The following is a 21,591-nucleotide window of genomic DNA, read 5'->3' as shown; positions in this document are numbered from 1 at the left end:
ATTTCAACTCCTTTATAACTACACAAGCGATGAAATATTTCGCCTAAACTACTTCGATATTGATTATAGATAACTTTTCGTCTATACTTAGGGGTGAACACAATGTGATACTTACAGTGCCACTTTGTGTGCGATAAACTATGAGCCTTTTGTGCCATATTTTTCTCCTTTCGCTTTACAATTGGCTTGAACACCTTTATTGCATCGCGTTCGGAGTTTTTTTGGTATAACCTTCGACGCGCACCCGCATAGCGGGTGGTTTTTTTGTCTCTCACCTAACGGAGCGAGACGGACTAATAGTCACATAAGAAAAACACCCCAAAAGTTAGTTTTTTTCTGTCTAACTTTTGGGGTGCAGTTCAAAGTTCCAGCTTTTTCTTTATTCAGAAAGTGTAGAATGACGATAGCCATAAGTAAAGTAAATCACAAGTCCAACTACAAGAGCAATTCCAAACGCAATCCATGTTTCTACACTATATTGAAGCATAAAGGAAAGACAGATTAGAATCGAGAGAATCGGCAACAAGGGAACTAGGGGAGTTTTGAATTCTCCTTCTTTAGGCATTCCCTTATCCTTTCTAAGTTTTATAATTCCATAAGCCAATAAGATAAGATAAGCAAGCGTACAAATATTTAGAAAGGCTGCAATACTAGCCAGTGGAAACACTCCTGCTGCAATTGCAGAAGCAACTCCAGTTAAGATGGTCGCATTTTTAGGAACACGACTTGTTTTGCTTAATTGCTTAAAACTTCGAGGTAAAAGACCATCACGTGCTAAACTGTAAATCATACGCGATAAGGCATAAGTCATAGAAATACACACTGTTATTAGGGTCAAAATGGCCACTGATGACACATAATTAGCTGCCCAACCAATTCCTATACTTCGCAATGAAAATGCTACCGCATCGTCCACATTGAGTTGGTTGTAGTGAACAATCCCTGTCAATACTAATGTAACCAGAGCATAGAGAATCGTTACGATTGTCAAAGACAAAACAATACCTCGTGGGATATTCTTTTGTGGATTTTGAATTTCATCAACAGCCATCGAAATAGATTCAAATCCTAGGAAACCAAAGAACATCAAAGATGCTCCTGCCATTATTCCAGTACTTCCACCATAAATTTGACCAAAACCAAAAGGAGCAAAGTTGGACCAATTTTCTGGTTTAATATACCAGATACCAACTAGAATAAACAAAGCGAGAGCAGAGAATTTCAAGACGACTAGAAGCGAATTAAAATGCAAGGCTGCCTTGGAATTTAATAAAACTAAACCGGTTACCAGTGTCAATACCAAAATAGGTAAAAGGTCTATATAGGTACCCTGCTCAGGGTTAAAGGTCCCATTCAAGGCTTGAGGCATTGAAATACTATAGTTACTGAGTAAGCCTTTAAAATAAGCTGCCCAGCCAGAGGCCACACCAGAAACCGCTGTCATGAATTCCATGATAGTTAACCAACCAGCAAGCCAAGCTGGTAATTCACCCAAAATTGCATACAAATAACTATAAGCACCACCAGTTGCAGGAACACGAGAGGCAAACTCTGCGAAAAAGAGGGCGGATAAAGAAACACACAGGGCAGAAATCACTATAGATACAACCAGTGACGGACCAGCAAGCGTTGCTGCTGCGGTTCCTGTAATGGTAAAAATCCCAGTTCCTACCATGGCACCGATTCCTAATAAAATCAAATCCCATACTTTTAAATGACGGTGCATTTCAGTACGTCCCAAGCTAACATCTTTTGTTCTAAAAATATTCATAGGTCATCTCCATTAAATATGATTGTTTTATTTTATCATATAAAAGGGATTTTGTGAATATTTATAAGATAATTTTTCAAAAAAATCCGAACAGAATAAATCCTGCTCAGATTCTACATATTCTTACCCAACTGATCCTTCCATCTCATAGCTAATCAAGCGATTCAGCTCAACTGCATATTCCATTGGAAGTTCTTTTGTGAAGGGCTCCACAAATCCCATAACAATCATCTCAGTTGCCTCAGATTCTGACAATCCACGGCTCATAAGGTAATAGAGTTGCTCTTCTGAAATCTTAGATACCTTAGCTTCGTGTTCCAAAGCTACTTGCGAGTTGTGAATTTCATTAAATGGAATGGTATCTGATGCTGACAAGTCATCCATGATAATGGTATCACATTCGATGTGAGAGACAGATTTCTTAGAGTTTTTGTTAAAGGTTACTTGTCCACGGTAGTCAACCTTCCCTCCGCCTTTAGCGATAGATTTAGACACAATAGACGAGCTAGTATGTGGAGCATTGTGGATCATCTTAGCACCAGTATCTTGGTGTTGCCCTGCATTAGCAAAGGCAATCGAAAGCATGGTTCCACGCGCCCCTTCTCCATCTAGGTAAACAGATGGGTATTTCATGGTTGTTTTAGCACCCAAGTTTCCATCAATCCACTCAACTGTCGCATCTTTCAAGGCTTTAGCACGTTTTGTTACCAAGTTATAGACGTTATCAGACCAGTTTTGGATAGTCGTATAACGCATATAAGCTCCATCCAAGGCAAAGATTTCTACAATGGCAGCATGCAAGCTGTTACTTGAATAAGTTGGCGCTGTACATCCTTCTACATAATGGACACTTGCTCCTTCGTCAACGATAATCAAGGTACGTTCAAACTGACCAGTATTTTCGTTGTTGATACGGAAGTAAGTTTGAAGTGGAATATCTACCTTAACACCTTTTGGTACGTAGATAAAGGTTCCACCAGACCATACTGCTGAGTTAAGGGCAGCCAACTTGTTATCAGTCGGCGGTACCAACTTAGCAAAGTATTGTTTAAACAAGTCTGGGTATTCCTTGAGGGCAGAATCCGTATCTGTAAAGATAATCCCCAATTTCTGGAACTCTTCCTTCATATTGTGGTAAACCACTTCTGACTCGTACTGGGCAGAGGCACCAGCTAGATAAGCACGCTCAGCTTCTGGTATACCAATACGTTCAAAGGTTTCTTTAATTTTTTCAGGAACCTCATCCCATGAACGAGCTGGTTTATCAGATGATTTTTGGTAGTAGATCAAGTCATCAAAATCAATCTCTGACAAGTCTGCTCCCCAAGTTTGCATGGGCATTTTTTTGAAGGTTTCATAAGACTTCAAACGAAATTCTAACATCCACTCTGGTTCTCCCTTAGCAGCTGATAGTTCACGAATGACATCTTCATTCAATCCTTTTCCTGTCGATAGGACAGGCTCTACATCATCATGGAAACCAAATTTATATTCACCAAGGTCAATTGGTTTTGGTTCTACTCTTTCTTCAGCCATAATATCCTTTCTTTCATTCTTCATTTCTACTGATTCATAAGACAAAAGAAACTTGCCTTACTTGTTTTCTTGATTTTCAATTGTTTTCTTCAGGGCGTTCCAAGCTAGGGTTGCACACTTGATTCGTTGAGGGAATTTTGCAACGCCTGATAAGAAGGCTGCGTCTCCAAGTTGGTCTTGACGCTCATCTTTTTGCCCTTGAACCATTTCAGAAAAAATGGTCGCAAGTTCTAAGATTTCTTGTTTGGTCTTGCCTAAAACGGCATCTGTCATCATACTAGCAGAGGCAGTTGAAATCGTACATCCTGAGTTTAGAAAAGCAATATCTACCAAACGGTCCTCTGCATCAAACTTGACAGAGAGGTTGATGACATCCCCACAGGTTGGATTGTTGAGACTGATTTGTTCAGCATCTTCCAACTTTCCTTGATGATGTGGATTTTTCGAATGGTCCGCTACCACTGCCATATAAAGGCTATCTAGTTTAGAAAGTGCCATTGAAAAACTCCTTTGTCTTTTGTAAGGCATCGACTAGCTTGTCGCAATCTGCCTTTGTATTATAGATATAAAAACTTGCACGAGCTGTTGCTGGAACATCCAAATACTGGAGCAAAGGTTGCGCACAATGGTGACCTGCTCGAACAGCCACTCCTTCATAATCCAAAGCAGTCGCAAGGTCGTGCGGATGAAGGTCGCCTAGGTTAAAGGCAATAACACCTGAACGTTGAGCCAAATCCTGTGAACCGTAAATAGTCAAGCCTTCTATCGCCTGCAGTTTTGGATAGACGTATTCAATCAGTTCCTGTTCATGGGCTTCAATCACATCCATACCAATCTTTTCTAGATAATCCACTGCTGCTGCCAGTCCGATTGCACCAGCCATATTGGGAGTTCCTGCCTCGAATTTCCAAGGTAATTCCTTCCAACTAGCAGATTGCTCATAGACGAAATCAATCATTTCGCCGCCAAATTCTACTGGTGACATTTGTTCCAGATACTTTTCTTTACCGTAAAGAACACCGATACCAGTTGGACCCGCCATCTTGTGACCTGAAAAGGCAAAGAAGTCCACATCCAAATCCTGTACATCAATCTTCATATGGGGTGTAGACTGAGCACCATCCACCACCATGACGGCTCCCACTTGGTGCGCCAATTGAGTGATTTCTTTTATTGGATTGACCACACCCAGGACATTTGAGGCGTGAGCAAGGGAGACAAACTTAACTTTATCAGTCAATTTAGCTCGCAAATCATCCATATCCAGAGCTCCATTCTTAAGATAGACATAGACAAGCTCTGCCCCAGTCTTGCGGCAGGCTTCCTGCCAAGGAATGATGTTGGAATGGTGTTCCATGACAGAAATCAAAACTTGGTTTCCCTCAGTAAGAATTTCCTCAGCGAAGCGTGCTACCCAGTTAAGACTGGTTGTCGTTCCCCTAGTAAAGAGAACTTCCTTTGTAGACCCTGCATTGATAAACTTACGAATGGTTTCACGAGCCGCCTCATAAGAAGCTGTCGCCCTTTCAGCCAAGGTATGAACGCCACGATGAACATTGGCATTGTCCTTCTCATAGTAGCGGTTAATCGTCTCCAGAACTGCTAGTGGTTTTTGTGTCGTCGCAGCATTGTCCAAATAAACCAATGGTTCATCATTAACAATCTGGTCTAAAATTGGAAAATCCTTGCGAATCACTTCTACATCTAACATAGGCTTCCCCTTAGCGTTTTGACAATTTTTCTTCGATAGTTGCAATCATTTCATCACGAACTTCCTTGACTGGAATCTCAACGATAACAGATCCAAGGAAACCACGAACAACCAAGCGTTCTGCAGTTGCCTTATCCAGACCACGGCTCATGAGGTAGTACATATCTTCTGGATCTACCTGACCGATAGAAGCCGCATGGCCTGCAGTAACATCATTTTCGTCAATCAAAAGAATTGGATTGGCATCTGAACGCGCTTGGTCTGAAAGCATAAGAACTCGGCTCTCTTGTTGGGCATCTGCTCCCTTGGCACCCTTGATAATGTGGCCAATACCATTGAAGGTCAAGGTTGCTTTTTCAAGAATAACCCCATGTTGTAGGATATTTCCGATTGAATTACAACCATAGTTTGTTACTCGAGTGTCAATTCCTTGCACCTGACGGCCACTTGAAAGAGCTACGACCTTGAGATCTGCATGACTACCATTTCCAATCAAGTCGCTATCAAAGTCCGCAACGACGTTCCCTTCGTTCATGACACCAATTGCCCAGTCAATGCTTGCATCGTTGCCTAATTTACCACGACGGCTAATGTAGGCAGTGACGTTTTCACCTAGACGGTCGATCGCAGCAAACTTCACTTGAGCTCCAGAACGTGCAATTACTTCTACTGTGATATTAGCAGTTGCTTTGGCACTTCCTTCACCGCGTGACTCTAAACGCTCCAAATAACTAATCTTAGAATTTTTACCAGCGATAATCATAATATGCTTGTTAAACGGCACATCGCTATCGCTGTCTTGGTAGAAAATTCCTTCGATTGGTTCTTTAATCTCAACATTATCAGGAATATAGAGAACAGCACCACTGTTGAAATAAGCTGTGTGGTAGGCTGCCAACTTGTCATCGTCATACTTAACAGATGACATGAAGAATTCTTCGATCAGCTCTGGAATTTCTTCTAAAGCTGAATGGAAATCTGTAAAGACAACACCCTGTTCAGCCAACTCAACTGGAGTTTGCTCAAAAACAGTTTGAGTTCCTACTTGAACCAATTTCAAGTGATTATCTAGAGCTGTGAAATCTGGAACATTTGCTGATGGCTCGTTTTCTGTAATCGTTCCATCACCCAGATTCCAACGGTGGAATTTGACACGCTCAATAACTGGTAATTCCAAAGTCTCAATCTTGTCAAAAGCTTTTTGACGGAGATCAGCCAACCAGCTTGGTTCAGCGTGCATTTCTGAAAAAAGTTTAATATTTTCTTTAGTCATTTACTTCTCCTAAAAGACACGAGGGAATTACAATTCTTCCTTGTAGTCATAGCCAAGTTCTTCAGCTAGTTTTGCGTATCCTTCACGTTCCAAACGCGCAGCCAATTCTGGACCACCAGAAAGGACAACACGACCTTCCATCATGACGTGTACCACATCAGGTGTGATGTAGTTCAAAAGACGTTGGTAGTGAGTGATAATCATAGCACCAAAGCCTTCACCACGCATAGCATTAACACCTTTAGAAACAACTTTAAGGGCATCAATATCAAGACCAGAGTCAATCTCATCCAAAAGGGCAAAAGTTGGTTCCAACATCAAAAGTTGAAGAATCTCATTACGTTTTTTCTCACCACCAGAGAAACCTTCGTTGAGGTAACGCTCAGCCATTTCTTCTTTCATGTTGAGCAATTCCATTTTTTCATCTAGCTTAGTGATGAACTCGCGAACTGAAATTTTTTCATCATCTTCTTTACCAGCATTCATGGCTGCACGAAGAAACTCAGCGTTAGTAATACCAGGAATTTCTGATGGGTATTGCATAGCAAGGAAAAGTCCCATACGCGCACGCTCGTCCACTTCCAACTCAAGGATGTTGACGCCATCAAACAAGACTTCACCTTTGGTAACTTCATAGTTTGGATTTCCCATGATAGCGGCAGAAAGAGTCGATTTACCAGTACCATTTGGTCCCATGATAGCGGCGATTTCTCCTGTTTTCAGGGTCAGGTTAACCCCTTTTAAAATTTCTTTTCCTTCAATCTCAACGTGAAGATCTTTGATCTCTAATACTGACATGATAATTCCTTTCTTTTTCAAGACCTTTACAGTGCTTACTAGAAACATACTTGATTTCCCTAGAAAATACGGTAAAAGGTCAATAAATATACTTTTATAGTATAACAAAAAAAAGCCTAAAAGGCTTTGATTTTGTCTAGAAGCTGAGGACTAGTCTTTTCCTTTTAAATGCTGGTCAATGACATCTACAATCTTGCCCATCAAGTAACTAACTCGGAAATTTCTAAAGAGCAAAATGGCCCAAAAGGCTGCCATAATATAGCGACCAGTCATCCAGGCTTCATTGAAAAAATAGGTCTCAGCAGCTGTAAACAGCGCGATGATGATAAATTGTTGTCTATTCATAAACTTATTGTATCATGAAATCTTTCTTTAGTCTTCCTCTACCTTCACTTTATCAGCCAAAAATTCAAATCCTTCTGGAATCAGGCTTTCTTCTGCTTCTTTTTCAGTTTGAGAAGATTTGGCTTTAACTGAAAAGGCTGCGCGAACTTCTTTCCATTCCTCCATGGAAATGGCTAAAATCTCAGGTGAAAAACCTGCTGCCTGACTGAGGATGTTACCAAACATGGTGTTGAGATTGTCCCGTTTCATGGTTTGACCAGCATTGAAGTTAGATTCAAAAGCAAGAATAGCATGGTGTTCATTGGCTGCAACCGGTTGAGAACCAACTAGCAGAGCCTTATCAGGACCTCCAAGACTTTCAATCACCTCTCCCCAGGCATTCTGCAAGCGAATCAGATTTTGACGTGCTAAATCAGGATTTTCAACGGCCTCTTGTAAGATAGATTCAACCTTATTGCGATCCACACGATAGACTGTTTTGCCTGCTGTTGGACGACTAGGAGCTGGATTTGTTGGCTTAGCTACAGTTCCCACATTTGCGAGTTCTTCTTTGAGACGCGCAACTTCCTGTCTCAATGCAGAAATTTCATGTTCAACTTCCCCAGAAAGAGCTGGTTCAGGCTTAATCTCTGCCAAACGAATGGTCATCATCTCAGCATAAATCTTAGGCTGCAAACTAGACTTAATATCTGCTAAACTGACTGTCGCCAAGCGAATCATTTCAAACAGATTTTCTTGAGGAAGTGTCAAATTTTCTACAAAGACTGGACTATGATGAGTGTTTTCTCCACCTGTTTGAACAATTAACAAATCTCTTAAATAGTGCAAAAGGTCGGTCACAAAACGAGTCATACTCTTACCATTGTCAAAAAGAAGATTCAAGCATGCTAGGGCCTTTGGAACATCCTGTTGTGATAAGGCAGACACATAATCATCCAAGGCCGATAGGCTAATGGTACCAGTAATTTCTTCAGAGATGGCAGTCGTCAGCTCGTTTCCCTGTGTCAAACTCAAGGCTTGATCCAAAATAGACAAGGCATCTCGCATTCCACCTTCAGCCCGTCTGGCAATGATTTCCACAGCCTCTGGTTCAGAACTGATATTTTCTTTTTCTAAAATATAGTGGATATGTTCCTTAATATCCTGTGTCTTAATCGATTTAAATTCAAAACGTTGCACACGGGATAGAATAGTGGCAGGAATCTTGTGCAATTCAGTAGTGGCCAAAATAAAGACCACATTCTGTGTTGGCTCTTCCAGCGTCTTTAGGAGGGCATTAAAAGCTCCTGTAGACAGCATGTGAACCTCATCTATGATATAAACCTTATAACGAGCAAGGCTAGGCGCATAGGTAGATTTATCACGAATTTCACGGATTTCATCCACCCCGTTATTAGAGGCAGCATCCATTTCAATGACATCTTCTAAACTACCATCTGTCACTGCTTGACAAATATAGCAGTTATTACAAGGTTCACCACCCACTTGATTTGGACAGTTCATAGCTTTGGCAAAAATCTTGGCTACACTGGTTTTTCCCGTTCCCCGTGGACCAGAAAAAAGATAAGCATGACTTATTTTCTCTTGCTCCACTGCTTGTTTAAGAGTCTTAGCCACAACTTCCTGTCCAACCAACTGGGAGAAGTTTTGACTTCTATATTTTCGATAAAGTGCTTGATACATTAGGCTTTCTCCTCAAACATTGTAAAGTCCCATTCTGTCATTTCAAGCAAAATAGCGACAAATTGTTCCAAATAATCTCGATCCATAGCATCATAATCATCAACCTTTGAAGAATCCAGATCCAGAACTCCAAGTAGTTGACCATTCTTTATCATTGGGACAACAATTTCACTTTTAGCTCGACTATCACAAGAAATATAGTTGGGATAAGTTGTTACATCACCAACCAGAACAGTTTCCTGAAAGTAGGCTGCCTCCCCACAAACACCTTTGCCTAGTGCAATACGGATGCAGGAAACGCCTCCTTGGAAGGGACCTAAAACCAATTCCTTTCCATCGAATAAATAAAAGCCTGCAAATACAGTATTAGGAAAGTGCGATTTTAAAAGAGCACTGGCGTTGGAAAGATTAGCCAAAACATTGTTTTCGCCTTCCAATAAAAAAGAGAGCTCCTCATTTAACATTTGATAACGTGATTTTTTTTCTGATTCTAACATAGGACTATTATATCAAAAAAGGCTTACAGACAAAAGAAAAATCCCTTGTTTAGTAAACAAAGGATTTTGTGAATTTTCAATTTGATTAAAGTTCGATATCACCGAACAAGTCAGCCATTGAGAATCCTGTTTGTGTTTCTGGAAGTTCGAAATCACGTTTTTCTTGACGTTTTGGACGACGTGGACGAGCAGCACGTTTTTCTTCTTTTTGTCCTTCTTCTTGAGCTGGACGCTCTTCAAGAGCTTTGATAGAAAGTGATACGCGCTCTGCATCTGCGTTAACTTCAAGAACTTTAACTTGAACTTCTTGACCAACTTTAAGAGCTTCTTTTGGATTTTCAATACGTTTGTGTGAAATTTGTGATACGTGAACAAGTCCATCGATACCTGGCAATACTTCAACAAATGCACCGAAGTCAGTCAAACGTTTAACTGTTCCTTCTACTACATCACCTTTAGCCAATTTTTGCTCAACGCCATCCCATGGTCCAGGTGTTGTTGCTTTAAGTGAAAGTGATACGCGTCCTTCTTCTTCGTTAAGATCAAGGATTTTCACTTCAATTTCTTCACCAACAGTTACAACTGATTTTGGTGATACGTTACGTTCGTGTGACAATTCAGTCAAGTGAACCAATCCGTCAACACCACCAAGGTCGATGAAAGCACCGAAGCTTGTGATACGTGCAACTTTACCAGTTACAACATCACCAACAGCCAATTTACCGAATACTTCAGCACGAGCTGCTGCTGTAGCTGCTTCAACAACTTCACGACGTGAAAGGATGAAGCGGTTTTCTTTAGCGTCAACTTCTTTGATTTTAGCATCAAATTCTTGACCTACAAAACGCTCAGTGTTACGTACGAAACGAGTATCCAACATTGAAGCTGGGATAAATCCACGAACACCTTCAAATTCTACTGAAAGTCCACCTTTAACGGCACGAGTTCCTTTAACAGTAACAACTTCTTCTTCGCGACCAACAAGTTTGTCCCATGCTTTGCGAGCTTCAAGGCGTTTTTTAGATACAAGGTATGTAACTGTATCAGTATCTTTACCAACTACTTGACGAAGTACAAGAACATCCAATACTTCTCCTACTTTAACAAAGTCATTGATATCTGCATCGCGATCGTTCGTCAATTCGCGAAGAGTCAAGACACCTTCAACACCAGTTCCAGAGATTGCAACGTTAGCTTGAGTCGCATCAACTGTCAATACTTCAGCACTAACAACATCACCAGTCTCAACTTGGCTAACGCTATTTAGCAAATCTTCAAATTCGTTCATCTAAAAAATCCTCCAACAATCAAGTTTTTCTTAAACTTGACATACTTATAATTTTTTTCCTAAGCACCCGCAAGGACATGTTCATATCGTTCACGTCTTTCAATTATAAAAATAAAATACCCTAAGATATTTTGATTTTTATCTTGATTATTACCTAAGAACTGGGGTAGCTGGATTCGAACCAACGCATGAGGGAGTCAAAGTCCCTTGCCTTACCGCTTGGCTATACCCCATTGATGAAATGGAGAGAGAGGGATTCGAACCCCCGAACCCGAAGGAGCGGATTTACAGTCCGCCGCGTTTAGCCTCTTCGCTATCTCTCCTACAATCAACATGGACCATTATATCATGAAAATTTCAAAAAAACAAGACTTATTTTGCTAAATTATAATTTTCAATCAAAATTTCCACAGCTTTTTCCAATTTTTTATAAAAACTATCGACATTCCCATTCTTTATAATGGCAAATTGTCCATCTAATTCGGCAATTTCTCCGATAACTTTTTTACCGATAGTCAATGTATAACCTTCAAAACTGTCTTTTCCTACATTAACCTTGGCATCTGCTACTTGAATTTCAATTTTTTTATCTTTCTTACTCATTTCATACCTCTCTTCACTTTTTCTATTTTACAAGAAAATCCTAAAACTAGCAAGAAAAAACTCTACATCAGGCTTGTCTGATATAGAGTTCTCCGCTTTATTTAATGTGTTTTTCTAGTTCTTTTTGGTACTTACCATTTGATTCCAATTTTTCTTTTTGCCATTTTTTCAGTGCTTCTTCATATTCTTTTGTCGTAACGATATCTTTTTGCAATTTCATTCCTTTAAAGATATATGGGTCACCCTTAATACCAACTTGTGAGTATGGTTTTGAGAATGGCACTACATTACTTACAACTGGAGAACCGCCAGATGAGGCTGTCGGCATCAATAATGAACTATCTGTCAACCAAGCTTGAGCCTTAGCATATTTTTCATAGCGCTCTTCAAGATTCGTAGTTTCTGAATCGGCATCATCCAATAATTTCTTATATTGGTCCAAACCAAGTTTAGCTACAACATCCTTATCTTTCCCTTTAGTAATACCAAGGTGTTTCATAGCAGAACCTGATTTAGGATCCATGATATTCAAGTAAGATGCTGGGTCTTGATAGCTTGGAGCCCATCCTGTACTGTTCAAATCATAGTCTTTTTGAGAAGGAACACGCGCTTGTGAAGTGATTGTTTCCTTTTCATTATCAGTCATTTGAAGAACATCGATGACAACATTTTCAGCACCAAGAGTTGATTCAATTGACTGTTTGAAAGAGTTACTTTGTTGAACGGCGATGGTGTCTGTTTGTTCAACTGGGACATCCAAGTGAATTGGGAAAGTTACCCCTTTAGATTCCAAGTCTTTCTTAGCTTTTTCGAACGCAGCTTTAGCCTTATCAGGGTTGTAGATAGAATCCTTACCGTCAACTAGCTCAACACCTTTCCACTGGTCACCATAGTTCACCAACTCTGCTTGAGCGATTTGACCAAAGTTTTTCCCACCTGCTTGTACAAAGTTGTCAGGAACAAGGCTGTTACGAATAATCTTATCCGCACCGTCTTCACCATTTAGCTGGGCAGCATAAGAATGGCGGTTGAAGGCAAAGTTGATAGCCTGACGGAAGTCCTTATTAAGCATAGCTTCTTTAGTAGAAGTCTTTTGCTCTTCACTTGTTTTCGCAGTTTTATTATATGACTGACGATTTACGTTAAAGGTGAAGTAATAACTACTTGAGTCCTGTGGGCTATAAGTGATTTTATCTCCGTATTGTTCCAAAGTTGAAGCAAAGTTTGAGCTACTTGGGAAGAGACGGGCTGTCGTATAGGCACCTGAAGAGAAGCTACGAATCAACGATTCCTGATCAGAACCATCGTAGTAGGTCAATTTGATTTTCTCGATTTTTACCTTTTCTTTATCCCAGTAGTTTGGATTTTTCTCGTATTCGATTAACGATTTAGATGTCAAGGTCTTCAAGATATAAGGACCATTGTAAAGAATCCCTGCTGGAGTAACTGCTCCATAATCTTTACCTGATGCCTTCAAAAACTCTTCATTTACAGGTAACATCGTTGCTGTGGTGACTTTAGAGTTCCAGAAACTTTCTGGTTTATTTAGGGTATATTCAACTGTATAATCGTCCAAGGCCTTAACACCAACTGTAGAGAAATCATTGGTCTCACCAGTCATGTAGGCATCCAAGCCCTTGATTGAATTTTGGATGAGAGAGACACCGTCTGACTTTCCGTCAGCTACGTGTTTTAGTCCTGTCACAAAGTCATGGGCTGTTACTTCTGCATATTCTTCGCCTTCTGATGTGTACCATTTAACTCCTTTACGAAGTTTATAGGTATAAGTCAAACCATCTTTTGAGACAGACCAATCTTCAGCTAAGGAAGGAATAACATTTCCGTATTGGTCATTTTCCATCAATCCATCAACCACATTCCCGATGACATCTGTTGTAGATGTACGAGTCGCTACACTATAGTCCAAAGACGCAGGATCTACTGCATAGACATATGAAAATGTTGTCGGTGCATCTGCTTCTTTATCAGCTTTTCCACAAGCCGCTAATAGAGCTGTTGTGCTCAGGACCACTCCTGCTGTTAAAAGCCACTTTTTCGATTTCATAAAAAATCTCCTTTAGTTTATTTTAATCTACTTTTACAATCCAACTTTCTGGCGCTTCAATATCACCAAACTGAATTCCTGTCAATTCATCATATAATTTACGAGTCACAGGGCCTACTTCTGTTTCACTATAGAATACATGGAAATCATCACCGTGTTGAATACCTCCAATTGGAGAAATAACCGCTGCTGTACCACAGGCACCTGCCTCTACAAAACGGTCAAGGTTATCAATCGGGACATCCCCCTCAATAGGAGTTAAGCCCAAGCGATGTTCTGCCAAATAAAGCAAAGAATACTTGGTAATAGATGGCAAGATAGAAGGACTCAATGGTGTTACAAATTCATTATCAGCTGTAATTCCAAAGAAGTTAGCTGATCCGACTTCTTCAATCTTTGTATGAGTTGATGGGTCTAGATAGATAACATCTGAGAAATGACGTGACTTGGCCAATTTCCCTGGCAAGAGACTGGCAGCATAGTTCCCACCAACCTTAGCCGCACCTGTACCATTTGGAGCGGCACGGTCGTATTCATCCTGAATCAAGAAGTTGGTTGGAACCAATCCACCCTTAAAGTAATTTCCAACTGGCATAGCAAAGATGGTGAAAATGTATTCCTCTGCTGGTTTAACCCCAATAATATCTCCGACACCAATCAAAAGAGGGCGAAGATATAAGGTTCCACCTGTTCCGTATGGTGGTACATATTCTTCATTCGCACGAACAACTGCTTTACAAGCTTCTACAAACATTTCTGTTGGAACTTGTGGCATCAAGAGACGATCACAAGTACGTTGCAGACGTTTGGCATTTTCATCAGGACGGAACAGTTGAACACTACCATCCTTAGTACGATAAGCTTTTAAACCTTCAAATGCTTGTTGACCATAGTGAAGACTTGGAGAAGACTCTGAAATATGCAAGATTGCATCTTCTGTCAACTCTCCTTGATCCCATTGTCCATTTTTAAAATGAGCAATATAGCGATAAGGTAATTTCATATAGGAAAAACCGAGATTTTCCCAATCAATCGTTACTGTCATATTCCACTCCTTATTCTAAAACCTATTTCTTTTATTCTACACTATTTTTCTAAAATAGCAAGTATATTTTGTAATTTTCAGAAAATTTCTTCAATAAAAAAGAACCAGCTCTTAGAACTGATTCTTCATTTCACTTATTTGGCTTCTGTATATACTTCTTTAAAATAAGCGTCAAAAACTTCTTCATCTGAAATCGTATCAGAAATGAAGCTTCCGTTGCTAGTGCGTTCTGACAAGTTCAAGTCTTGCAATCGGCTTTCATAGATTGTTCCTTTGTTGGATTGAACAAGCAGCGTTTGGTCGTTCTCTTCCACTTCTGTACTGAAGAGATCACCGATGAAGCCTTGTTCTGCAACTGCTCCTGCTAAGAAGACACGATGCGGTTTGTTTTTCAACTCACGCAAAACTTGTAAACCACGTTTGGCACGGCTGGTTGCTGGAATTTCCTCAACAGAAACACGTTTCAAACTTCCACGCTGAGTCAAGAGGTAGAAGGACGAGGTATTACAGATAAAGGCCGATTGGAGGACATCATCTTCTTTCAGGTTCATAGCCTTGACACCTGCAGCCTTAGCACCAACAACAGGAACCTCCTCGATATTGAAACGCAGAGCATAACCGTTTTGACTAATCAAGAGAACATCATCTAGTTTAATCGGAGTCACTGCTACAATCTGGTCTGTCTCGTCTTTGAGCTTAGCATACTTAACTGACTTAGACTTGTAGGTTCGCCATGGGGTGAATTCTTTGCGTTCTACACGCTTGATTTGACCGAGACGAGTAGCTGCAAAATAAGTTGTCGCATCATCAAACTGATCCACGACTTCCACATAAAGGATTTCTTCGTTCGTTTCAAAGTTTGTAATGGTTTGGCTCAGATGCTCTCCGATGTCCTTCCAGCGAATGTCTGCCAATTCATGGATTGGTCGATAAATGACATTTCCAAGACTTGTGAACATCAAAAGATGCTGGGTTGTCTTGGCAGATTGAACAAAAATCAAACGGTCATCATCACGTTTGCCAATTTCCTCTAGCGTTGAAGCTGCAAAAGAACGCGGGCTGGTACGCTTGATGTAACCGGCCTTGGTCACGCTGACATAGGTATCTTCCTCGGCGATAAGACTAGCTGTATCAATCTCAATTACTTTAGCAGTATCCTCTAAAGAACTCAAACGAGGTGTCGCAAACTTCTTCTTAACCTCCCGAAGTTCTTTCTTCATGAGATTGTACATAGTCCGCTCATCACCGATAATAGCCGCAAGCATGGCAATCTTCTCACGAAGTTCTGCTTCTTCTTCTTGCAAGACAACTACGTCTGTATTGGTCAAACGGTACAGTTGCAAGGTTACGATAGCCTCAGCCTGTTCTTCCGTAAAATCATAGCTGACCTTAAGATTTTCCTTAGCGTCAGCCTTATTCTCAGAAGCACGGATAAGCGCAATGACTTCGTCCAAGATTGAAATCACACGAATCAAACCTTCGACGATATGGAGACGTTTTTCAGCCTTTTCCTTATCAAAGCGTGAACGCGCCAAAATCACTTCACGACGGTGGGCAATATAGCTAGACAAGATTGGAACAATCCCAACCTGACGAGGCGTGAAATTGTCAATTGCCACCATGTTAAAATTGTAATTGATTTGTAGGTCAGTGTACTTAAATAGGTAGTTGAGAACAAGCTCCGTATTAGCGTCTTTCTTGAGTTCAATCGCGATACGAAGACCGTCACGGTCAGACTCATCGCGAACCTCAGCAATACCTGCCACCTTATTATTGACACGAACATCATCAATCTTCTTGACTAGATTGGCCTTGTTGATTTCATAAGGAATCTCAGTAACAACAATTTGTTCCTTACCACCTTTTAGCTTTTCAATCTCAGTCTTGGAACGAACAACCACGCGCCCTTTCCCAGTTTCATAGGCCTTCTTGATTTCATCACGCCCCTGGATAATCCCTCCAGTCGGGAAGTCTGGTCCAGGCAAGAATTCCATTAGTTTATCTACCTTGGCAGTTGGGTGGTCAATCATGTAAACCGCTGCATCAATGACTTCAGCCAAATTGTGCGGTGGAATGTCCGTGGCATAACCAGCCGAAATTCCAGTCGAACCATTGACTAAAAGGTTTGGAAAGGCTGCCGGCAGAACAGTCGGTTCTTTCTCGGTATCGTCAAAGTTCCAAGCAAAAGGAACGGTCTTTTTCTCGATATCCTGAAGGAGATAACCAGCAATCTCTGACAAACGCGCCTCGGTATAACGCATAGCCGCAGGCGGATCTCCGTCCATAGAACCGTTATTACCGTGCATTTCAACTAGAATCTCACGATTTTTCCAGTCCTGCGACATACGAACCATGGCATCATAGATAGAACTGTCACCATGTGGGTGGAAATTCCCCATGATATTCCCGACAGACTTAGCCGATTTACGATAACTCTTGTCAAAGGTATTACCGTCCTTATTCATCGAATAAAGAATACGGCGCTGAACCGGCTTCAAGCCATCACGAATATCTGGCAAAGCCCGGTCTTGAATAATGTATTTTGAGTAGCGACCAAAGCGCTCTCCCATAATGTCCTCCAGGGACATGTTTTGAATGTTACTCATATAGGATACAGAGCCCGTAAAATACCAAGTGAAAATAGAAAATTCTTGAAGTAAGAAAGCTCACAAGAGAATTTATCTTTTTCACCTAGCATTTAGGGCGTGTTCAACTCCTTTCAAAGAATGTAGAGTAGGTTTTTACAGAAAAGGTGTTCAGTTAAGATATAAAGGGACGATTTGGCTTGCCAAAAATGTCTGTAGAAAAATAGAAAATCGATGTAGGGCTCGATGAAGTCAAGACGATTTGACTTTTTCCGAATAAAATTAGTCCCGTGTTCAGTTACTACAAATAACCAAACGACCCTTTCTGTAGTTTAATCTTTTAAATTAAGGTCTTTAGTTAGTTAGCGATTAAGAAGTCTCTCCTCAGCATACTCAATCATCTTCTCAGCTACTTCCATATCATAGTCAAAACCCTTCTTTTGAGCAAGGGACTGAGCCTCTTGGTGGAAAAAATTCATCGTAGCAAACAAAGACTGAGTGATTTTATCTATGCTTGAAAAATCAAGCAGATTCGAGAATTCCTTTCCTTTCTCAGTAGGTAAATACTTAAAGAGATATTTATAGTTCTTGCCAATATCAACCATCCCCTTATCAGTTGCAACTTGCCAAGCCAAGACCTTTAGAAGTTCTTGCTGACAAATACCGTGGAGATGGTCAGTGGCATAGATGACTTGCTTGCGACAGATTCCTTTGACCACGTAAGTTGATACCCACCAAAATTCATTGCAGGTTTTTTCAAACTCTATCGCACTAGCTGGGCTTGTCCAGTAACGCTCTATATTTGGGGAATAGGGTTCAAATAAATGCTCTGGATCTTCTAAAATAGTAAATCCGGCCTCACTGTCTATCCACTCTTGAATGTAGTCTTTGGGGCAGAGGGTCAAATCAATCCTATTGCCATCTTCAAAGAGCATGAGATAAAGATGTCGCTGGTCAAGTAGGACATACTGTTCAATCAGGCATTTACCAAACTGCCCCAACCAAGAAAGGTCACTCGTCAGATTATCTAAATCGTCCACGACATAGATCACGTCATAGTCTTGAAATTCATCTTTTAGGGCCTTTGGGTTTGTCCGTGAACCAGACATGGCGACAGCCGCGACTTGTAAGGTTTCAGCAGTCTTTAAAATTACATCGAGCATTTCTGTTTCAGTTCTCATTTTTATACCCATTCATTAAAAACTAACTTAAAACACTGTCGCTTCTTCCAGCGTAAACTTGACATTGTCTTCAATCCACTTACGTCGTGGTTCGACCTTGTCTCCCATAAGGACATTGACACGACGTTCGGCGCGAGCCAAATCTTCAATGGTTACACGGATAAGGGTACGCGTTTCTGGGTTCATAGTTGTTTTCCAGAGTTGATCCGCATTCATCTCTCCAAGCCCCTTGTAGCGTTGGAGTGTTGCACCTTTACCGAACTGTTTGCGGAGTTCTTCAAGTTCTCCGTCTGTCCATGCGTAGGCTACTTCTTCTTTCTTGCCTTTACCTTTTGACATCTTGTAAAGAGGCGGGAGGGCGATATAAACATGTCCTGCCTCAACTAGCGGACGCATGTAGCGGTAGAAAAATGTCAAGAGTAAAGTCTGAATGTGGGCACCGTCGGTGTCCGCATCGGTCATGATAATGATCTTGTCATAGTTGGCATCCTCAATAGAAAAGTCTGCTCCAACACCCGCACCAATAGTATAAATCATGGTATTGATTTCTTCATTTTTGAGGATATCCGCCATCTTGGCTTTGGCTGTATTGATAACCTTACCACGAAGAGGCAAGATTGCCTGGAACTTACGGTCACGACCTTGTTTGGCAGAACCGCCGGCAGAGTCCCCCTCAACTAGATAGAGTTCATTCTTAGCAGGATTTTTGGATTGGGCTGGGGTCAATTTCCCAGACAACAAGCCCTTATCTTTTTTATTTTTCTTACCATTACGGCTCTCATCACGCGCCTTACGTGCCGCTTCGCGAGCATCACGGGCCTTGATAGCCTTGCGGATGAGGTTAGAAGCCAATTCCCCATTTTCCATAAGGAAAAAGGTCAACTTATCCGCCACCATTCCATCCACAACGGGACGAGCAAGAGGGCTTCCTAGTTTGTCCTTGGTCTGTCCTTCAAACTGGAGGTGTTCTTCCGGAACTAAGATAGAAAGAACGGCTGCTAGTCCCTCACGATAGTCTGAACCTTCAAGGTTTTTATCTTTTTCCTTGAGAAGCCCCGTCTTACGCGCGTAGTCGTTCATAACCTTTGTAATGGCAGACTTAAGTCCTGTCTCGTGCGTTCCACCGTCCTTGGTGCGAACGTTATTGACAAAGGACAAGATGTTATCTGAAAAACCATCATTGTACTGGAGGGCCACTTCCACTTGGAAACCATTGTCTTCCCCTTCAAAGTAAAGAACCGGCGTCAAGGTCTCCTTGTCTTCGTTCAGATAAGAAACAAAGTCTTGTACCCCATTCTCATAGTGGAATTCAATCGCTTCATCTGTTCGCTTATCTGTCAGAGACAAGGTCACATTTTTTAAAAGAAAGGCTGACTCATTGAGGCGTTCTGAGATGGTATTGTACTTGAAATCTGTCGTAGAGAATATCGTCGCATCAGGCATGAAGGTGACTTTGGTACCTGTTTTAGATTTAGGTGCTGTACCAATTTTCTTCAAGGTCGTGACAGGTTTGCCACCATTTTCAAAACGTTGCTTGTAGATTGCACCATCGCGAGTGATTTCAACTTCTAGCCAGCTAGAAAGGGCGTTAACGACGGAAGAACCCACCCCGTGAAGTCCACCTGATGTCTTATAGCCCCCTTGACCGAATTTTCCTCCAGCGTGGAGAATGGTAAAGATAACCTCAACAGTTGGAATTCCCATGGCGTGCATCCCAGTCGGCATCCCACGTCCGTGGTCTTGAACCGTTAAACTGCCGTCTTTATTAATGGTCACATCAATACGGTCACCAAATCCAGACAAGGCTTCATCGACAGCATTATCGACGATTTCCCAGACTAGGTGGTGGAGCCCAGCGCCATCGGTCGATCCGATATACATCCCTGGACGTTTTCGGACCGCATCCAACCCTTCTAGCACCTGAATGGCATCATCATTATAATTGTTAATATTGATTTCCTTTTTTGACACAAGGAACCTCCTATTCGTTCATCTTTACTATTCTACAGGTTTTCCAAGGATTTTGCAAAATTTTTCTTTCTCCGGTGTGACAATTTCAGAAGAGATTCTCTGCATTTCTTTCCCAATTCATGATATAATAGGAGTATGATTACAATAGTTTTATTAATCCTAGCTTATCTGCTGGGTTCGATTCCGTCTGGTCTCTGGATTGGACAAGTATTCTTTCAAATCAATCTGCGCGAGCATGGTTCTGGTAACACTGGAACGACCAATACCTTCCGCATTTTAGGCAAGAAAGCTGGTATGGCAACCTTTGTGATTGACTTTTTCAAAGGGACCCTAGCAACACTTCTTCCGATTATGTTTCATCTACAAGGCGTTTCGCCTCTCATCTTTGGACTTTTGGCTGTTATTGGCCATACCTTCCCTATCTTTGCAGGATTTAAGGGTGGTAAGGCTGTCGCAACCAGTGCTGGAGTGGTTTTCGGATTTGCACCTGTCTTCTGTCTCTACCTTGCAGTTGTTTTCTTTGGAACCCTCTATCTTGGTAGTATGATTTCACTGTCTAGTGTCACAGCATCTATCGCAGCCGTCATCGGGGTTCTACTCTTTCCACTTTTTGGTTTTATCCTGAGCAACTATGACCCTCTCTTCATCGCTATTATCCTAGTACTTGCTAGTTTGATTATCATTCGTCATAAGGATAATATCGCTCGTATCAAAAACAAGACTGAAAATTTAGTCCCTTGGGGATTAAACCTAACCCATCAACATCCTAAAAAATAAAACGCCAGTTCTGTACTGACCCCCAAAATTTAGACAATTAATTTATCCGAAGGATTTAGTTCTGTATTGCACAGGGCTAAGTCCTTTTAGTTTTACCTTAATTCGTTTATTATTGTAGTAATCAATATAGTCTACAATGGCTTGTTCCAATTGCTTAAGCGACTGAAATGACTTCTCGTAACCGTAAAACATTTCCGATTTCAGAATCCCAAAGAAGGACTCCATCATACCGTTGTCTGGGCTGTTACCCTTACGTGACATGGATGCTTGAATTCCCTTACTCTCTAGGAACCGATGATAAGAATCGTGTTGGTATTGCCAACCTTGGTCACTATGGAGAATCGTATTCTCGTAGTGTTTCTCTGTGAAGGCTTGTTCCAACATTGTTTTTACTTGTTCTAAATTAGGAGAACAAGAAAGATTAAAAGCAATAATTTCGCTATTAAAGCCATCTAAAACAGG

The 21,591-nt window shown here is 41.1% G+C and carries 19 protein-coding genes and 2 tRNA genes; 1 reads left to right on the top strand and 20 read right to left on the bottom strand.

Going from position 1 to position 21,591, the window contains the following annotated elements:
* The 19 genes from B7692_RS05230 to parE form a co-directional block, all read right to left on the bottom strand.
* Positions 1-158 (bottom strand): transposase (locus B7692_RS05230; RefSeq protein WP_205008222.1); only part of this gene is annotated, 158 nt, incomplete at its 3' end.
* A gap of 221 nt (positions 159-379) precedes the next feature.
* A complete protein-coding gene (locus B7692_RS05225; protein ID WP_084930120.1) occupies positions 380-1,771 on the bottom strand; it encodes an APC family permease in 1,392 nt (463 codons plus the stop codon).
* Positions 1,772-1,894: 123 nt separating this feature from the next.
* Positions 1,895-3,307 (bottom strand): Fe-S cluster assembly protein SufB, encoded by a 1,413-nt coding sequence (gene sufB / locus B7692_RS05220; RefSeq protein ID WP_084930119.1) that lies wholly within the window; start codon positions 3,305-3,307, stop codon positions 1,895-1,897.
* Between the two features lie 57 nt (positions 3,308-3,364).
* On the bottom strand, positions 3,365-3,805 hold the full coding sequence (gene sufU, locus B7692_RS05215; RefSeq protein ID WP_084930118.1) for a Fe-S cluster assembly sulfur transfer protein SufU: 441 nt from the start codon (positions 3,803-3,805) through the stop codon (positions 3,365-3,367).
* Entirely contained in the window at positions 3,792-5,018 is a 1,227-nt protein-coding gene (locus B7692_RS05210; protein WP_084930117.1) for a cysteine desulfurase, read from the bottom strand. Before B7692_RS05210 ends, sufU begins: the two co-directional genes overlap by 14 nt.
* 10 nt (positions 5,019-5,028) lie before the next feature.
* Positions 5,029-6,291 carry a Fe-S cluster assembly protein SufD gene (gene sufD / locus B7692_RS05205; RefSeq protein ID WP_000159662.1) on the bottom strand — a complete coding sequence of 421 codons (1,263 nt, stop codon included), beginning with the start codon at positions 6,289-6,291 and terminating at the stop codon, positions 5,029-5,031.
* Positions 6,292-6,318: 27 nt separating this feature from the next.
* Positions 6,319-7,089, bottom strand: a complete 771-nt coding sequence (gene sufC, locus B7692_RS05200; protein ID WP_000114489.1) for a Fe-S cluster assembly ATPase SufC — start codon at positions 7,087-7,089, stop codon at positions 6,319-6,321.
* 150 nt (positions 7,090-7,239) lie between these two features.
* Complete coding sequence (locus B7692_RS05195; RefSeq protein WP_001081602.1) at positions 7,240-7,434, bottom strand: DUF3272 domain-containing protein; 195 nt, start codon at positions 7,432-7,434, stop codon at positions 7,240-7,242.
* Between the two features lie 27 nt (positions 7,435-7,461).
* Positions 7,462-9,117, bottom strand: coding sequence for a DNA polymerase III subunit gamma/tau (dnaX, locus tag B7692_RS05190; protein ID WP_084930116.1), 1,656 nt, complete (start codon positions 9,115-9,117; stop codon positions 7,462-7,464).
* On the bottom strand, positions 9,117-9,614 hold the full coding sequence (locus B7692_RS05185; protein ID WP_084930115.1) for a GAF domain-containing protein: 498 nt from the start codon (positions 9,612-9,614) through the stop codon (positions 9,117-9,119). Before B7692_RS05185 ends, dnaX begins: the two co-directional genes overlap by 1 nt.
* An 85-nt stretch (positions 9,615-9,699) precedes the next feature.
* Positions 9,700-10,902 (bottom strand): 30S ribosomal protein S1, encoded by a 1,203-nt coding sequence (gene rpsA / locus B7692_RS05180; RefSeq protein ID WP_001001631.1) that lies wholly within the window; start codon positions 10,900-10,902, stop codon positions 9,700-9,702.
* A 161-nt stretch (positions 10,903-11,063) separates the two neighbouring features.
* Positions 11,064-11,135, bottom strand: a tRNA-Gln gene (locus B7692_RS05175).
* Between the two features lie 9 nt (positions 11,136-11,144).
* A tRNA-Tyr gene (locus tag B7692_RS05170) sits at positions 11,145-11,225 on the bottom strand.
* A 49-nt stretch (positions 11,226-11,274) separates the two neighbouring features.
* On the bottom strand, positions 11,275-11,505 hold the full coding sequence (locus tag B7692_RS05165) for a DUF2969 domain-containing protein (protein WP_000037113.1): 231 nt from the start codon (positions 11,503-11,505) through the stop codon (positions 11,275-11,277).
* Between the two features lie 97 nt (positions 11,506-11,602).
* Positions 11,603-13,570 carry a peptide ABC transporter substrate-binding protein gene (locus B7692_RS05160; protein WP_084930114.1) on the bottom strand — a complete coding sequence of 656 codons (1,968 nt, stop codon included), beginning with the start codon at positions 13,568-13,570 and terminating at the stop codon, positions 11,603-11,605.
* 22 nt (positions 13,571-13,592) lie between these two features.
* The gene (locus tag B7692_RS05155) at positions 13,593-14,615 is read right to left on the bottom strand and encodes a branched-chain amino acid aminotransferase (protein ID WP_084930113.1); all 1,023 of its coding nucleotides are present in this window, start codon (positions 14,613-14,615) and stop codon (positions 13,593-13,595) included.
* 134 nt (positions 14,616-14,749) lie between these two features.
* Positions 14,750-17,221, bottom strand: coding sequence for a DNA topoisomerase IV subunit A (parC, locus tag B7692_RS05150; protein ID WP_084930112.1), 2,472 nt, complete (start codon positions 17,219-17,221; stop codon positions 14,750-14,752).
* 341 nt (positions 17,222-17,562) lie between these two features.
* Entirely contained in the window at positions 17,563-18,381 is an 819-nt protein-coding gene (locus B7692_RS05145; protein ID WP_025171149.1) for an aminoglycoside 6-adenylyltransferase, read from the bottom strand.
* Between the two features lie 27 nt (positions 18,382-18,408).
* Positions 18,409-20,352 carry a DNA topoisomerase IV subunit B gene (parE, locus tag B7692_RS05140; RefSeq protein ID WP_000037262.1) on the bottom strand — a complete coding sequence of 648 codons (1,944 nt, stop codon included), beginning with the start codon at positions 20,350-20,352 and terminating at the stop codon, positions 18,409-18,411.
* A gap of 135 nt (positions 20,353-20,487) precedes the next feature.
* On the opposite strand from parE, the gene plsY reads away from it, so the two are divergent.
* Entirely contained in the window at positions 20,488-21,129 is a 642-nt protein-coding gene (gene plsY / locus B7692_RS05135; protein WP_000628804.1) for a glycerol-3-phosphate 1-O-acyltransferase PlsY, read from the top strand.
* Positions 21,130-21,171: 42 nt separating this feature from the next.
* Here the strand turns inward: plsY and B7692_RS05130 are convergent.
* Positions 21,172-21,591, bottom strand: a 420-nt coding sequence (locus B7692_RS05130) for an IS3 family transposase (protein ID WP_142360021.1), incomplete at its 5' end; no start/stop codon positions are given.

It is taken from the genome of Streptococcus mitis (assembly GCF_002096925.1).
GTDB lineage: Bacteria > Bacillota > Bacilli > Lactobacillales > Streptococcaceae > Streptococcus > Streptococcus mitis_AF.
This window is presented reverse-complemented; position numbering and strand designations above follow the sequence as displayed.